The 14172-nt window shown below is 31.2% G+C and carries 18 protein-coding genes; 14 read left to right on the plus strand and 4 right to left on the minus strand.

Annotation, left to right across the window (positions count from 1 at the left end; translation table 11 throughout):
• Positions 1 to 10: 10 nt before the first annotated feature.
• From CAMP5082_RS04395 to purF, 8 genes are all read left to right on the plus strand, one after another.
• Entirely contained in the window at positions 11 to 1213 is a 1203-nt protein-coding gene (locus tag CAMP5082_RS04395) for an LL-diaminopimelate aminotransferase (protein ID WP_337206018.1), read from the plus strand.
• 1 nt (position 1214) lies between these two features.
• Complete coding sequence (locus CAMP5082_RS04400) at positions 1215 to 2468, plus strand: homoserine dehydrogenase (RefSeq protein WP_337206019.1); 1254 nt, start codon at positions 1215 to 1217, stop codon at positions 2466 to 2468.
• Positions 2469 to 2807, plus strand: a complete 339-nt coding sequence (locus tag CAMP5082_RS04405) for a YraN family protein (protein ID WP_220555475.1) — start codon at positions 2469 to 2471, stop codon at positions 2805 to 2807.
• Positions 2808 to 2858: 51 nt separating this feature from the next.
• On the plus strand, positions 2859 to 3173 hold the full coding sequence (gene trxA / locus CAMP5082_RS04410) for a thioredoxin (protein WP_012662110.1): 315 nt from the start codon (positions 2859 to 2861) through the stop codon (positions 3171 to 3173).
• Positions 3174 to 3291: 118 nt separating this feature from the next.
• Complete coding sequence (gene trxB / locus CAMP5082_RS04415; RefSeq protein ID WP_337206062.1) at positions 3292 to 4230, plus strand: thioredoxin-disulfide reductase; 939 nt, start codon at positions 3292 to 3294, stop codon at positions 4228 to 4230.
• Positions 4231 to 4294: 64 nt separating this feature from the next.
• Positions 4295 to 4594, plus strand: coding sequence for a PepSY-like domain-containing protein (locus tag CAMP5082_RS04420; RefSeq protein WP_070255351.1), 300 nt, complete (start codon positions 4295 to 4297; stop codon positions 4592 to 4594).
• Between the two features lie 70 nt (positions 4595 to 4664).
• On the plus strand, positions 4665 to 5393 hold the full coding sequence (gene dapB, locus CAMP5082_RS04425) for a 4-hydroxy-tetrahydrodipicolinate reductase (protein WP_337206020.1): 729 nt from the start codon (positions 4665 to 4667) through the stop codon (positions 5391 to 5393).
• Positions 5394 to 6734 carry an amidophosphoribosyltransferase gene (gene purF, locus CAMP5082_RS04430; protein ID WP_337206021.1) on the plus strand — a complete coding sequence of 447 codons (1341 nt, stop codon included), beginning with the start codon at positions 5394 to 5396 and terminating at the stop codon, positions 6732 to 6734.
• Between the two features lie 3 nt (positions 6735 to 6737).
• Here the strand turns inward: purF and CAMP5082_RS04435 are convergent, their stop codons facing one another.
• The 4 genes from CAMP5082_RS04435 to ilvE are packed head-to-tail and all read right to left on the minus strand — an operon-like array spanning position 6738 to position 9819.
• A complete protein-coding gene (locus CAMP5082_RS04435) occupies positions 6738 to 7268 on the minus strand; it encodes a DUF2393 domain-containing protein (RefSeq protein ID WP_263663889.1) in 531 nt (176 codons plus the stop codon).
• The gene (locus CAMP5082_RS04440; protein ID WP_263702309.1) at positions 7268 to 7804 is read right to left on the minus strand and encodes a DUF2393 domain-containing protein; all 537 of its coding nucleotides are present in this window, start codon (positions 7802 to 7804) and stop codon (positions 7268 to 7270) included. Before CAMP5082_RS04440 ends, CAMP5082_RS04435 begins: the two co-directional genes overlap by 1 nt.
• 17 nt (positions 7805 to 7821) lie before the next feature.
• Positions 7822 to 8892 (minus strand): prohibitin family protein, encoded by a 1071-nt coding sequence (locus CAMP5082_RS04445; protein ID WP_337206022.1) that lies wholly within the window; start codon positions 8890 to 8892, stop codon positions 7822 to 7824.
• A 12-nt stretch (positions 8893 to 8904) separates the two neighbouring features.
• Complete coding sequence (gene ilvE / locus CAMP5082_RS04450; RefSeq protein ID WP_012662102.1) at positions 8905 to 9819, minus strand: branched-chain-amino-acid transaminase; 915 nt, start codon at positions 9817 to 9819, stop codon at positions 8905 to 8907.
• Positions 9820 to 9916: 97 nt separating this feature from the next.
• On the opposite strand from ilvE, the gene CAMP5082_RS04455 reads away from it, so the two are divergent.
• The 6 genes from CAMP5082_RS04455 to clpX all read left to right on the plus strand — a co-directional run bounded on the left by CAMP5082_RS04455 (position 9917) and on the right by clpX (position 14170).
• Entirely contained in the window at positions 9917 to 10123 is a 207-nt protein-coding gene (locus CAMP5082_RS04455; RefSeq protein ID WP_263727635.1) for a tautomerase family protein, read from the plus strand.
• Positions 10120 to 10581, plus strand: a complete 462-nt coding sequence (gene bcp, locus CAMP5082_RS04460) for a thioredoxin-dependent thiol peroxidase (RefSeq protein WP_263679502.1) — start codon at positions 10120 to 10122, stop codon at positions 10579 to 10581. The genes CAMP5082_RS04455 and bcp overlap by 4 nt, the downstream gene beginning before the upstream one ends.
• On the plus strand, positions 10575 to 11648 hold the full coding sequence (locus CAMP5082_RS04465) for an epoxyqueuosine reductase QueH (protein ID WP_337206023.1): 1074 nt from the start codon (positions 10575 to 10577) through the stop codon (positions 11646 to 11648). The genes bcp and CAMP5082_RS04465 overlap by 7 nt, the downstream gene beginning before the upstream one ends.
• Positions 11649 to 11716: 68 nt before the next feature.
• Complete coding sequence (gene fabZ, locus CAMP5082_RS04470) at positions 11717 to 12157, plus strand: 3-hydroxyacyl-ACP dehydratase FabZ (protein ID WP_039619275.1); 441 nt, start codon at positions 11717 to 11719, stop codon at positions 12155 to 12157.
• Complete coding sequence (gene lpxA / locus CAMP5082_RS04475; RefSeq protein WP_337206063.1) at positions 12157 to 12948, plus strand: acyl-ACP--UDP-N-acetylglucosamine O-acyltransferase; 792 nt, start codon at positions 12157 to 12159, stop codon at positions 12946 to 12948. The genes fabZ and lpxA overlap by 1 nt, the downstream gene beginning before the upstream one ends.
• A complete protein-coding gene (clpX, locus tag CAMP5082_RS04480; protein WP_039619273.1) occupies positions 12941 to 14170 on the plus strand; it encodes an ATP-dependent Clp protease ATP-binding subunit ClpX in 1230 nt (409 codons plus the stop codon). The genes lpxA and clpX overlap by 8 nt, the downstream gene beginning before the upstream one ends.
• The last annotated feature ends 2 nt before the right edge of the window (positions 14171 to 14172 follow it).

The following is a 14172-nucleotide window of genomic DNA, read 5'->3' on the forward strand; positions in this document are numbered from 1 at the left end:
AGGACGGACGATGTTTGAAGAAATTCATTTTAATACCATAGAAAGACTTCCAAATTATGTTTTTGCTGAAGTTAATGCGATTAAAATGGCAGCAAGAAGAGCAGGGGAGGATATAATAGATTTTTCTATGGGAAATCCTGATGGCAAAACTCCTCAACATATTATAGACAAGCTTTGCGAAAGTGCAAATAAAGACAAAACTTCAGGGTATTCTGCTTCGAGTGGAATTTATAAACTAAGACTTGCAATTTGTAATTGGTATAAAAGAAAATATGATGTTGATTTAGATCCTGAAAGTGAAGTAGTTGCAACGATGGGCTCTAAAGAAGGCTTTGTAAATTTAGCAAGAGCTGTTATTAACCCAGGAGATGTAGCTATTGTGCCTACGCCTGCTTATCCTATACATACTCAAGCTTTTATCATAGCAGGTGGTAATGTAGCAACTATGAATTTTGATTTTAATGAAAATTATGAATTAAACGAAAATACTTTTTTTGAAAATTTACAAAAAACACTGCATGAAAGTATTCCGCGTCCAAAATATGTAGTGGTAAATTTTCCGCATAATCCTACAACAGTTACAGTGGAAAAAAGTTTTTATGAGAGATTGGTTGCTATGGCAAAAAAAGAAAGATTTTATATTATTTCTGATATTGCTTATGCGGACTTAACTTTTGGCTCTTATAAAACTCCTTCGATTTTTGAAGTTGAAGGTGCTAAAGATGTAGCAGTAGAAACCTATACACTTTCAAAATCTTACAACATGGCAGGTTGGCGTGTAGGTTTTGTGGTAGGTAATAAACGCTTAATTGTGGCTTTGAAAAAGATCAAATCTTGGTTTGATTATGGTATGTATACGCCTATACAAGTTGCTGCTACTGTAGCTTTAGATGGAGATCAAACTTGTGTTGAAGAGATTAAGGTAACTTATGCAAAAAGATTGGAAGTCTTACTAGAATCATTTTACCAAGCAGGATGGGAATTAAAAAAACCTAATGCAAGTATGTTTGTTTGGGCAAAACTCCCTCAAAGCAAGGCTCATCTTGGTAGTATGGAATTTTCTAAGCAGCTTTTACAAAAAGCAAATGTAGCAGTAAGTCCTGGAGTTGGCTTTGGTGAAGCGGGTAATGAGTATGTTAGAATAGCTTTAATAGAAAATGAAAACCGTATTCGTCAAGCAGCAAGAAATATCAAAAAATACTTAAGAGAATAAAATGAAAATAGCGATTTTAGGCTATGGCACGGTAGGAAGTGCTGTTGTAGAAACTTTGTTAAAAAATCAAGATTTAATTAAAGCAAGATGTGATGAAGAAATTATTCCGGTAATTGCTTTGGCAAGAAGTGCAAAACCAAATGCATTGATTCCTGTGGTTAATGATATTGATGAGGTTTTAGAGTGTGAAGATATTGATGTATTTGTGGAGTTAATGGGTGGTATTGATTTACCCTTTGAGATAATTTCAAAAATTTTAAAAAGAAAAAAATCAGTAGTAACTGCTAATAAAGCTTTACTTGCTTATCATCGTTATGAGCTTGAAAAATTAGCACAAGATACAGCTTTTGGTTATGAGGCAAGTGTAGCAGGTGGAATTCCTATTATTAAAATTTTAAAAGAGGGTTTGAGTGCCAATAATATCGCTTCTATTAAAGGCATTTTAAATGGCACAAGTAATTATATTTTAAGCAAGATGGCAGAAGATAATGCCAAATTTCAAGAAGTATTAAAAAAAGCCCAAGATTTAGGATATGCTGAAGCTGATCCTACTTTTGATATAGAAGGATTTGATGCTGCGCACAAGCTTTTAATTTTAGCAAATATTGCTTATGGACTAAGAGTAAAACCTGAGGATATCTTGATTGAGGGTATTAGTAAGGTAAGCGATGAGGATATTTATTTTGCAAAGGAATTTGAGTACACCATAAAACATTTAGGTATTGCTAAAATAAAAGATGAAAAAATAGAATTAAGGGTTCATCCTGTTATGTTAAATAAAGATAAAATGTTAGCAAAAGTTGATGGGGTGATGAATGCTATCAGTATAGATGGGGATATTTTGGGCGAAAGTTTATACTATGGTCCAGGAGCAGGTGGCAAGGCAACTGCAAGTGCTGTTGTAGCAGATTTAATTGATATAGCAAGAAAAGAAAAAAATAGTGCTATTTTTGGATATTTAAACGATACTTCTTATAAGCTTTTAAATAAGGATGAAATTTATACAAGATACTATCTAAGATTAAAGGTATTAGATAAAATAGGGGTTTTATCAAAAATTACGCAATTAATGAGCGAACATCAAATTTCAATCGATACTTTTTTGCAAAAGCCAAAAAAAGAAAAGCAAGATTGTAGTACTTTATTTTTTATTACTCATCAAACTTATGAAAAAAATATACAAATTTTAACTCAAAAACTTAAAGAACAAGAATTTGTTAAAGATGATGTTTTTATGATGAGAATAGAAGATTAAATGGCTTTATCACAGTATCTTTTTGGTATAAAAGGTGAAGATATAGCATGTGAATATCTTAAAAATAAAGATTTTGAAATTTTAGAAAGAAATTTTCATTCTAAATTTGGAGAAATTGATATTATTGCTAAAAAAGATAAAATTTTACATTTTATTGAAGTTAAAAGTACACAAGGAAATTATGAAGTAGCCTATAGACTAGATGGCAAAAAATTTAACAAAATTATTAAAACCATAGAGTATTACTTTATGAAACACAAAAGTAATGAAAATTTTCAATTAGATTTACTTTGCGTGTATAAAGATGATATAAAACTTTTAGAAAACATTAGTTATTAAGAGAATGTTTATTTTAATCTAATAAAATCTTAAAAAATTAAAGGAGATAACATGGGAAAATATATTGATTTAACTGCAGAAAATTTTGCACAAGCAAAAGAAGGCGTAGCTTTAGTAGATTTTTGGGCTCCATGGTGCGGACCTTGTAGAATGCTTGCACCGGTAATTGATGAGCTTGCAAACGATTTTGATGGCAAGGCTAAAATTTGCAAAGTAAATACAGAAGAGCAAGGTGATTTAGCTGCGCAATTTGGTGTAAGATCTATTCCAACTATCTTTTTCTTTAAAGATGGTGAAGTGGTTGATCAATTGGTTGGTGCTCAATCAAAACAAGTTTTAGCAGATAAACTAAACTCACTTTTATAATCTCAAGCCACTTTTAGTGGCTTTTCTTCATATTTTTTACTATTTAATAATTTTTATTATTTATAATTAAAGAAAAATTTGTATAATATCTCTGAAATAAATCACAAGGAAAACAATGATGTTAGATTTAGCTATTATAGGCGGTGGCCCTGCTGGTTTAAGTGCGGGATTATATGCTACTAGAGGCGGATTAAAAAATGTTGTAATGTTTGAAAAAGGTACACCAGGTGGGCAAATAACTTCAAGTTCAGAAATTGAAAATTATCCTGGAGTTGCACAAGTTTTAGATGGAATTTCTTTTATGGCTCCATGGAATGAGCAATGTATGCGTTTTGGTTTAAAACATGAAATGATAGGTGTAGAACAAATTAGCAAAAATACTGATGGTAGTTTTAATATTAAATTAGAAAATGGTAAAGTCGAACAAGCAAAGGCTGTTATTGTTTGTACAGGTTCTACTCCACGTCGTGCAGGTTTTAAAGGCGAGGATGAATTTTTTGGCAAAGGTGTAAGTACTTGTGCAACTTGCGATGGATTTTTTTATAAAAATAAAGAAGTAGCTGTTTTAGGTGGAGGAGATACAGCCTTAGAAGAGGCATTGTATCTAGCTAATATTTGCTCAAAAGTATATTTAATCCATAGAAGAGATGAGTTTAGAGCAGCGCCTTCAACGGTAGAAAAAGTAAGAAATAATGATAAAATAGAATTAATTACAAATGCAGTGGTTGATGAGGTTTGTGGTGATAATATGGGTGTTAATAAGGTAAAAATAGCATTTAATGATGGCTCTAAAAGAGATCTTGATGTGCCTGGAATTTTTACCTTTGTTGGATTGAATGTGAGAAATGAAATCTTAAAACAAGAAAATGGTGAGTTTTTATGTGCTATGGAAGAAAGTGGTCAAGTGAGTGTTGATCTTAAAATGCAAACTAATATAGCAGGGTTGTTTGCAGCAGGTGATTTAAGAAAAGATGCTCCAAAACAAGTAATATGTGCAGCAGGCGATGGAGCAGTCGCAGCACTTAGTGCTTTAGCATATATTGAAAACTTGCATTAATCTTCACATAAATTTCACAAAAATTAATTAAGATTCTCCTATAAAAAATCAAGGAGAATCTAAAATGAAAAAAATACTAATTCTAAGTACAACTTTAGCACTAATGGCTAGTGCAAATATTACACAACAAAATACTAATTCATATCAACAAAATATGCCTCATATGCCTCAGCATAATCCTTATGCGCAAAATTATTATGGGCTTTCTAAACCTATTATGGATAAAATTCAAAGTTCTTTTCCTGGAGCTTTTATTGTAGATGTGGATTGGGAAGAATTTGGTTATGAAATTAAACTAAGTAATAATATGGAAATGTTTTTTGATAGAAATGGAAATTTTTTAGGGCAAAAATGGGATGATTAATTAAAAGCGTTATTTGCTTTTAAATAAATAAACGCTACAATTTTCCAAATTCTAAAAAGGCAGATTTAAAATGATTAATATTGGAATCCATGGAAGTAATGGGCGTATGGGTGCTCAAATAAGACTTTGCCTAGAAGATGATGAGCAGGCAAAGGCTAGTGCGTTTTTTGATCAAGGATCAAATTATGAAGATTTTTTTAATAAATGTGATGTAATTATTGATTTTTCTACTCCAAAGGGTTGTGAGGATTTGCTTTTATATGCAAGAAGTAATCCCAAGCCTTTGGTGATAGGTACTACAGGTTTGGATGCTAAGCAAAATGAGTTAATGCAAAGTGCAAGTATTACTATGCCTATTCTTTATGCAACTAATATGTCTTTGGGTGTGGCGATTTTAAAAAAGCTTTCTTATTTAGCTAGTGAGGCTTTGAGAGATTTTGATATAGAAATACTTGAAATGCACCATAATAAGAAAAAAGATGCTCCAAGTGGTACCGCAATGACTTTAGCACAAAATGTTGCTAAAGCTAGAAATTTAGACTTAGAAAAGGTCAGAGTAAGCGGTAGAGATGGGATTATTGGGCAAAGAAGTAAAGATGAAATCGCGGTGATGAGTTTAAGAGGCGGTGATATAGTAGGTTCACATAGGGTTGGTTTTTACAATGAAGGTGAATTTATAGAATTAAATCATACGGCTACTTCAAGAGCTACTTTTGCAAAAGGTGCGATAAAATGTGCAAAATGGTTAGCTTCTCAAGAAAATGGCTTATATGATATAGATGATTGTTTAGGAATTTAAATGTGTGCAGTAGTTGGAGTAATTAATTCAAAAAATGCAAGTACGGTGGCTTATTATGCTTTATTTGCTATGCAACATCGTGGACAAGAAGCAAGTGGGATTAGCGTAAGTGATGGTTTGGGTATCAAAACACACAAAGCTAAAGGTGAAGTAGGGCAAATTTTTAATACACAAATTCTAGCAGGATTAAAAGGCGAGATAGCTATAGGACATAATCGTTATTCTACTGCAGGAAATTCTTCTTTGCATGATGCCCAACCTGTTGCAGCTACTTGTTCTTTGGGTGATATTTCTTTAGTGCATAATGGAAATTTGATTAATAAAGAAGAAGTTAGAAAAGAATTGATTAACAACGGGGCTATTTTTCATTCTAATATGGATACAGAAAATGTGGTACATTTAATAGCAAAAAGCAAAAAAGAAACTTTGAAAGATAGATTTATAGAAAGCTTGACTCAAAACAAGGGAGCGTATTGCTTTATGCTTGCTAGTAAAAATCAACTTTTTGTCGTAAGAGATCCTTATGGGGTTAGACCTTTATCTTTGGGTAGATTAAAAGATGGTGGGTATATTGTAGCGAGTGAAACTTGCGCTTTTGATTTGATAGAGGCTGAATTTATCCGCGATGTAAAACCAGGCGAGATGTTGATTTTTACTCAAGGTAGTGATGAGTTTGAAAGCATTCAAGTATTTGATAAGACAGATCCAAGAATTTGCGCATTTGAGTATATTTATTTTGCTAGACCTGATAGTATTATAGAAGGTAAAAGCGTATATGAAGTGCGTAAAAAAATGGGTGAAGCCTTGGCTAAAAAATTTAAAGAAAAAGTGGATTTTGTAGTGCCAGTTCCAGATAGTGGTGTAAGTGCTGCTATAGGTTTTGCGCAATATTTAAAAATCCCACTTGAAATGGCAATAGTGAGAAATCACTATGTTGGAAGAACTTTCATAGAGCCAACTCAAGAAATGAGAAATTTGAAGGTAAAATTAAAACTCAATCCTATGAAAAAAGTCTTAGAAGGCAAAGATATAGTGGTGATTGATGATAGTGTGGTAAGAGGAACAACTTCTAAAAAAATCATTGCACTTTTAAAACAAGCAGGTGCAAGAAAAATCCATTTAGCGATTGCATGTCCAGAAATTAAATTTCCTGATATTTATGGTATAGATACACCTACCTTTGAAGAATTAATCTCAGCTAATAAAAGCGTTGAAGAGGTTAGAGAGTATACAGGTGCAGATAGCTTGACTTTTTTGGATATTAATGAACTAGTTTCAAGTATAGGCAATGAAAGAAAATACTCTTTAATTAGTTTTGATGGGGATTATTTTATTAAATAATCCTTATCTGCATTTTAATTGTTTAAATACCTTATAGCTTTGAAAATGAGGCGGTAATCCCACTTCAAATGAAAAATCTTTATAAGTATGCCCTGGTAAATTTTTTGCAATATTGATATTATATGAAGCATCTCTTTGTTCTTGATTTGCTCTTTTTATGCTATCAAAATTTTGTTGATTAAAGATTTCACCACTTACCTCATGTTTTTTGTTATCATCAATTATCCTAAGTTCTAAAAAGCATTCAGAAATTTTAAAATTAGTATCATTAGTTACTCTACCTTTTACAATAATACTTTCTGTTGCTAAGCGTCTGTAGGTTGAAAAATTACTCAAACTTGCTTTTTTGGTATATTGATCTATAGTTAATAGTAATGAAATGGTTAAAATTAATGCTAGTATAAAACTCACTATGCAAAAAATAATCATATATTTTTTATTTTGAACTTTTAAGTAAAGCAAAACCCAAGTTAAACCTGTAGAAGCTAACATAATAACAATGATTAAAATATGAAAAAATGTAAAATATCCCATTAAAAACACTTTGAACTAATCTCAATGTCAAAATTTTGACCTTCTTTAAAATCGGAAAATTTGGTTTTTAAATTAATAGTTTGTTGTGGATTTATTGTTTTTTCTATCATGGTTGATTTGCTTCTTAGAGGTTTTATAGTATGTATTAAATTTTTAAAAGTACTATTATCATCACTTTTCTTAAAAACTTCTACTTTTAATTTGCAGTATCTAAAGCTTTTTTTAGAAGTATTTGTTAAGCTATAATCAACGCTGAGTGAGTTATCATATACAAAAAATTGAGCATTATCTAAGCTGGTTATTCTTGATCTAACTTTAGTATCAATTAAAAAATATCCTAAATAAGCGATACCTGCTGAACATAAAATTCCTAAAAAAATAATTGTAAAAGCAAAAGCAGGCTTGTTTCTAATGATTAAAGCTAAAAATAAAGTGATAATGAAAAAAAATATAACCAAGGCCATTAATAAAAAATCTACTAAGTGCAAATGAGTAGTATAAAAAATCATTTGCTCTCGAATGTGTTGGGCATTCATTATCACTTCTTTAGTTTTTAATTTGTTACTGAGCTTGTTCTTTTATTATCTTTGCTATCAACCCAAATATTTGGTACAGCTCCACCAGGTGTTAAGAAAATTTTAGCGTCTTTATTAACCTTAAGTGCTTCGTTAAACTGCTTTTGAGTTTCAATTTGTTTTAAATCAAGCAAAGGGTTATTTAAGCTTTTTGCTATTTCTCTATTTGAATACGCTTGTGCATCAGCTTCTATTTTAACCGCACTTGCTCTACCTTTAGCACTAATTATGGTTGCATTTGCTTCCCCTTCAGCTAAAGCTGCTTTTTTAAGTGCTTCTTGATTAGCTCTTTCTACTTCGTATTTGGTTCTTTCAGCTTCTTGTTTAGCAATTTGTACTCTTTCAATTTGCTCTTTTACTTTTATAGGCAAGATAATCTCTCTAAGTTGAACTGCTTGAAGCTCAGCAGGCTCATTTGGTTGGCTTTCTATAGTTTTTCTAATACCTTGATCAATTTGCACTGCTATGGTGTTACGATTGGTTGGAAGCTCTTCTGCAGTATATTGACCTACCACATTTCTTACTACATCTCTTACAACTGGGTCAATGATTTTATTTTCCCAATTAAGCCCCCAAGTAGCTATGGTTTGAGGAACTTGTAAAGGATTTAATCTATATTGAACAGTTACATCAATAGACACAGGCAAACCTCTTGAATCAAGTACAGAGATACTATTTTTATTTACAACACCTGAACCTATTTGTAAATTTTCATTTACGCCTTCAATAGAAGCATAATTAATTTGTCTTACTCTAGTATCTACTATAGTGATTTTTTGTAATACTGGCATAAAAAAATGAAGTCCTGGCTCAAGCGGAGTAGGGCTGTATTTACCCGTGGTAGACTTGATCCCCATTTCTCCTGAATTAACTATTGCAAAAGGTTTAAAAAGCGCAAAGACTAAAACAATTGCAATCGCGCTATAAATTAATGGAGAAAATTTCCCAAAACCTTTGAAATTAAATTCTGGGGCTTTGAAATTTAAATTTTGCTTATTGTTGTTTTGATTGTTTTTTTTATTAAAATAATCATTCAAATCAGCTGGCATTTAGTTCCTTTGTTAAATATAAGTTAGCATAGAAGCGTATTTTTCATTGCGTCCATAAACTATATCAAAATACGCATTTTGGAGCTTTGTCGTTAGCTCACCTCTTTTTCCATTTCCTATAATTCTTGCATCAATATTATTTATTGGGGTTATTTCTGCTGCAGTTCCTGTGAAAAATGCCTCATCGGCAACATAAACTTCATCTCTTGAAATTCTTTGGCGCACTACGCTTATGCCCAAATCATGTGCAATTTTTAAAACAGTATCTTGGGTAATACTTTTTAATGAAAAATCATTTGGCGGGGTGATTAATTTCCCGTCTTTAACCATAAAAAAGCACTCGCCTGTCCCTTCTGCTACAAAACCTTCTTCATCAAGCATTAAAGCTTCTTCATATCCTGCTTCTATAGCTTCATATTTAGCCATTTGAGAATTTAAATAATTTGCACTTGCTTTGGCTTTACCTAGGCTAGATTTTACGCTATTTCTAGCAAAAGAAGAAATTTTAACCTTAATACCTTTTTCTAAGCCTTCTTCGCCCAAATAAGCGCCCCATTCCCAAGCAGCAATAGCTACTCTAACAGGAGCTTTAGCATGATAAACTCCCATAGTTCCATCACCCAAAAAGATCAATGGGCGCAAATAAGTGTTATTTTGAAAATCATTTGCTCTTAAAAGTTCAACTTGTGCATTTTCAAGTTCTTCTTGAGAAAAAGGTGAGTTGATTAAAGTGATTTTTGCAGACTCTAAAAGTCTTTTGGTATGTTCTTTTAATCTAAAAATTGCTAAACCATTTTGTGTTTTATAAGCTCTTGTTCCTTCAAAAACTGCATTTGCATAATGTAATGAATGTGTTAAAACATGAATTTTTGCATCATCAAAATCAATGATTTTTCCATCCATCCAAATTTTTTTTGCCCTAATCATAAATAAGCCTTTATTGAAAATAAAACTAATTTTATCAAAAATATACTAATAATTGCTAGAATATAGTAAAATTCTTTATTTAAAGTAAGGAAAAATAATGCCTATTATTAGTATCAAACTCGCTAAACCAGAATTTAGCAAAGTACAAAAAGAAGAGTTAATAGCAGATATTACAGAGCTTTTGCATATAAAATATAATAAACCAAAGCAAAATATAGTCATAATGCTAGAAGATATTGAGCCATATAATATTGCTTTTGGTGGTGAAAGTGTAGAAAAATTAAGATTGAAAGGTAAAAAATGAAAGAATTGCAAATTGGCGATAAAGCCCCAGTTTTTGAACTTTTAAATCAAGATGGGGTTAAAATTTCTCTAAGTGATTTTTTAGGTAAAAAAATTATTTTGTATTTTTATCCAAAAGATAATACCCCAGGTTGTACTACACAAGCTTGTGAATTTAGTCAAAATTATGAAGATTTTTTAGGGCAAAATGCTGTGATTATAGGTATTAGTCCAGATAGTGTGAAATCACATGAAAATTTCATAAAAAAATATGATTTAAAGCACACTTTGTTAAGTGATAGCGAAAAAGAAATTTGCAAACTTTATGGTGCTTGGGGTTTAAAGAAAAATTATGGAAAAGAGTATGAAGGGCTTATAAGATCTACTTTTGTAGTTGATGAGGAAGGAAATATCGCAAAAATTTATAAAAATGTAAAAGCTAAAGATCATGCTTTTAAGGTGTTAAAAGAATTATGTTAGTTCATATTTGTTGTAGTGTGGATAGTCATTATTTTATACAAGAATTAAGCAAAGCCTATCCTGATGAGAAAATCATCGGGTATTTTTATGACCCAAATATTCATCCATATAGTGAGCATGAGCTTAGATTTTTAGATGTTAAACGCAGTTGTGATAAATTAGGCATTAAACTTTATAAAGGTGAATATGAGTATGAAAAATGGCTTGAGAGTGTAAAGGGTTATGAGGATGAGCCTGAAAAAGGTGCAAGATGTCAAATTTGTTTTGATTTTAGAATGCATAAAAGTGTTGAATTTGCTCAAAAAATAGGAGAAAAAAAACTTACAACAACTCTTTTAACATCTCCTAAAAAAGACCTAGAGCAACTAAAATTAGCTTTGCAAAAAGAATGTGATAAATTTGGCATAGAGTTTTTAGCGCCCGATTTTAGAAAAAATGGAGGTACGCAAAGACAATTTGCCCTAGCAAAGCAAGATATGCTTTATCATCAAAATTATTGTGGTTGTATTTATGCGCTTTCTAAACAAAAAGGTCAAAAAGCCTTTATAGATGAGCTGATGAGTCCTATTAATAAACAAATATTGCCTTCAAGTATAGAAGAGAAAATTAAATTCTACAACCAAGTAAAAAATTTAGAAAAAAAGGGCATTAAATTTGAAATTCAAAGAGAGAAATTTTTAAATTATCGTTTATTAAGAGCTTTGATAAAACAAAACAAGCAAGCTATAAAAACTCATGTTTTATTTTATTCACATTTTAAAAATTCTTACACTAAATTTAGTGTTTTAGATGAGGGTTTAAAGCATTATAAAAGTGCAAAGGATGAGATTAATTTATGGAGTTTTGATTATTTTAATAGCTTATGTAAAATGCGATTTAAAAATTACGAAGATTTTTTACAAAATCCTTTAAAAATAGAGCAAGAAATCAAAATAAGACAAAAGCATTTTGGTGCTTATGATCTTTCACCGGTGATTATTGTTGAAAATATTATTAAAGGTGCTTATGAATTTATGGCAAAAAGTGAAATTTATTTTGATAGTAAAGAAAAGATTGTGAAGTTATAAAACTTAATTAATTTATTAATATTTTTTTTGTAAAATCTGAATTTTGAATATATTTTAAGGCTAAATTTATGATAGATGTAATGCAAATTCAAAAAATTTTACCACATAGGTATCCATTTTTACTTGTAGATAAAATCGTAGAATTAAAAAACAAAGAAGTTGTTAGAGGTTATAAAAATATTAGTATAAGCGATCATGTTTTTATGGGACATTTTCCAGATCATCCAATTTATCCGGGTGTGTTAATTTTAGAAGGCATGGCACAAACTGGAGGGGTTTTAGCATTTGAAAGTATGGATGATAAAGTAGATCCAAGCACCAAGGTGGTATATTTTACAGGCATTGATAATGCTAAATTTAGAAATCCAGTGCGTCCTGGTGATAGACTTGATTATGAAATGAGTGTAGTAAAAAATCGTGGAAATATGTGGATTTTCCAAGGAAAAGCTTTTGTAGATGGGCAATTAGTTGCAGAAGCTGAACTTAAAGCCATGATAGTAGATAAATGATGAGCAAAATTCATCCAAGTGCAGTTATAGAAGATGGAGCTATTATAGCAGATGATGTTGTAGTAGAAGCTTATGCTTATGTTGGTAAAAATGCTAACATAGGTGCAAATACCATCATCAAACAAGGTGCAAGAATTTTACCTAATGTAACTATAGGTGAGAATTCAAAAGTGTTTTCTTATGCTATAGTTGGAGATATCCCGCAAGATATATCTTATAAAGATGAGATAAACTCAGGTGTTATCATAGGAAAGAATGCGGTTATTAGAGAATTTGTTACTATTAACTCAGGTACAGCTAAAGGCGATGGCTTCACAAGGATAGGCGATAATGCTTTTATCATGGCTTATTCTCATATTGCGCATGATTGTACTTTAGGAGATCACATCATTTTAGCAAATAATGCTACTTTAGCAGGCCATGTAGAACTTGGAGATTATACTGTAGTAGGTGGGCTTACTCCAATACATCAATTTGTAAAAGTAGGAGAAGGGTGTATGATAGCAGGTGCTAGCGCACTTTCTCAAGATGTGGTGCCATTTTGTCTAGCTGAGGGAAATCGTGCAAGCATTAGAAGTTTGAATTTAGTAGGCATTAGAAGACGCTTTGATAAAGAAGAAGTGGATGTTTTAAGTAAAGCTTTTAAATTTTTATTCAGACAAGGAAATTTAAAAGATAATGCTTTGAATTTATTAGAAAATGCTTCTAGTGAAAATGTTAAAAAAATGTGTAATTTTATCTTAGAAACAAAAAGAGGAATTCCTATATATAAGGAAAAAAACCATGGTTAAAAGATGTAGTTTTTGTAACGAAATAGAAACAAGCGAAAGAAGAATTTTAGTAAATGATTATAATAATGCCTTTATATGTGAGTATTGTGCTGAAAGTGCTTGCAATATTTTCTTTGGAGAGGAAAAAGAGCTAAAAAATAAAGAAGTTGATAAAGAAAATTTTAAAGACATAACCCCTAAAGAATTAAAAGCATATTTAGATAAATATGTCATCGGGCAAGATAGGGCTAAAAAAATCTTTAGTGTAGGGGTGTATAATCACTACAAAAGACTTTTTAGATCTGACTTAGAAGATGATGATACAGAATTAGCAAAATCAAATATTTTATTAGTAGGTCCAACAGGAAGTGGAAAAACTTTACTAGCACAGACTTTAGCTAGATTTTTAGATGTGCCTATTGCAATTTGCGATGCGACTTCTTTAACTGAAGCAGGTTATGTAGGAGAAGATGTTGAAAATATCCTTACTCGTCTTTTGCAAGCTGCTGATGGAGATGTGCAAAGAGCTCAAAAAGGGATTATATTTATCGACGAGATAGATAAAATCGCAAGGATGGGTGAAAATCGCTCCATTACAAGAGATGTGAGCGGTGAGGGTGTGCAACAAGCTTTACTTAAAATCATCGAAGGATCTTTAGTAAATATCCCACCAAAAGGTGGTAGAAAACACCCAAATCAAGATTTTATACAAATAGATACGACTAATATTTTATTTGTGTGTGGTGGAGCTTTTGATGGTATTAGCGATATCATTAAAAGAAAACTAGGTGATAATGTCATGGGCTTTTTTACTGATGATAAAAAAGATGAAAAAGAAGCCTTGCTTCAAAGATTAGAGCCTGATGATTTAGTGCATTTTGGGCTTATCCCTGAACTTATAGGAAGACTGCATGTGCTTGCTTCTTTAGAAGAGCTTGATGAAGAAAGCATGGTGCGTATTTTAACTGAGCCAAAAAATGCTATTATTAAGCAATATCAAAAACTTTTTGCTATTGATAATGTGGAATTAAAATTTGAAGATGAAGCACTAAGAGAGATTGCTAAGCTTTCATTAGAGCGTAAAACTGGGGCTAGAGGTTTAAGAAGTATTATTGAAGAGATGATGGTAGATTTGATGTTTGATTTGCCAGAGTATAATGGATATAGCATAGTAATTACTAAAGAAGTGATCAAAGAAGGTGCAAAACCTTTATTTATAAAAAATAAAAAAGTTAAAGGCTGAGA

Origin of the sequence: Campylobacter sp. LMG 17559 (genome assembly GCF_024723605.1) — a bacterium.
GTDB lineage: Bacteria > Campylobacterota > Campylobacteria > Campylobacterales > Campylobacteraceae > Campylobacter_D.

Coding starts and splice junctions, on each gene's coding strand:
- CAMP5082_RS04395 (WP_337206018.1), top strand. CDS start 11: ATGTTTGAAGAAATTCATTTTAATACCATAGAAAGACTTCCAAATTAT.
- CAMP5082_RS04400 (WP_337206019.1), top strand. CDS start 1,215: ATGAAAATAGCGATTTTAGGCTATGGCACGGTAGGAAGTGCTGTTGTA.
- CAMP5082_RS04405 (WP_220555475.1), top strand. CDS start 2,469: ATGGCTTTATCACAGTATCTTTTTGGTATAAAAGGTGAAGATATAGCA.
- trxA (WP_012662110.1), top strand. CDS start 2,859: ATGGGAAAATATATTGATTTAACTGCAGAAAATTTTGCACAAGCAAAA.
- trxB (WP_337206062.1), top strand. CDS start 3,292: ATGTTAGATTTAGCTATTATAGGCGGTGGCCCTGCTGGTTTAAGTGCG.
- CAMP5082_RS04420 (WP_070255351.1), top strand. CDS start 4,295: ATGAAAAAAATACTAATTCTAAGTACAACTTTAGCACTAATGGCTAGT.
- dapB (WP_337206020.1), top strand. CDS start 4,665: ATGATTAATATTGGAATCCATGGAAGTAATGGGCGTATGGGTGCTCAA.
- purF (WP_337206021.1), top strand. CDS start 5,394: ATGTGTGCAGTAGTTGGAGTAATTAATTCAAAAAATGCAAGTACGGTG.
- CAMP5082_RS04435 (WP_263663889.1), bottom strand. CDS start 7,268: ATGGGATATTTTACATTTTTTCATATTTTAATCATTGTTATTATGTTA.
- CAMP5082_RS04440 (WP_263702309.1), bottom strand. CDS start 7,804: ATGAATGCCCAACACATTCGAGAGCAAATGATTTTTTATACTACTCAT.
- CAMP5082_RS04445 (WP_337206022.1), bottom strand. CDS start 8,892: ATGCCAGCTGATTTGAATGATTATTTTAATAAAAAAAACAATCAAAAC.
- ilvE (WP_012662102.1), bottom strand. CDS start 9,819: ATGATTAGGGCAAAAAAAATTTGGATGGATGGAAAAATCATTGATTTT.
- CAMP5082_RS04455 (WP_263727635.1), top strand. CDS start 9,917: ATGCCTATTATTAGTATCAAACTCGCTAAACCAGAATTTAGCAAAGTA.
- bcp (WP_263679502.1), top strand. CDS start 10,120: ATGAAAGAATTGCAAATTGGCGATAAAGCCCCAGTTTTTGAACTTTTA.
- CAMP5082_RS04465 (WP_337206023.1), top strand. CDS start 10,575: ATGTTAGTTCATATTTGTTGTAGTGTGGATAGTCATTATTTTATACAA.
- fabZ (WP_039619275.1), top strand. CDS start 11,717: ATGATAGATGTAATGCAAATTCAAAAAATTTTACCACATAGGTATCCA.
- lpxA (WP_337206063.1), top strand. CDS start 12,157: ATGAGCAAAATTCATCCAAGTGCAGTTATAGAAGATGGAGCTATTATA.
- clpX (WP_039619273.1), top strand. CDS start 12,941: ATGGTTAAAAGATGTAGTTTTTGTAACGAAATAGAAACAAGCGAAAGA.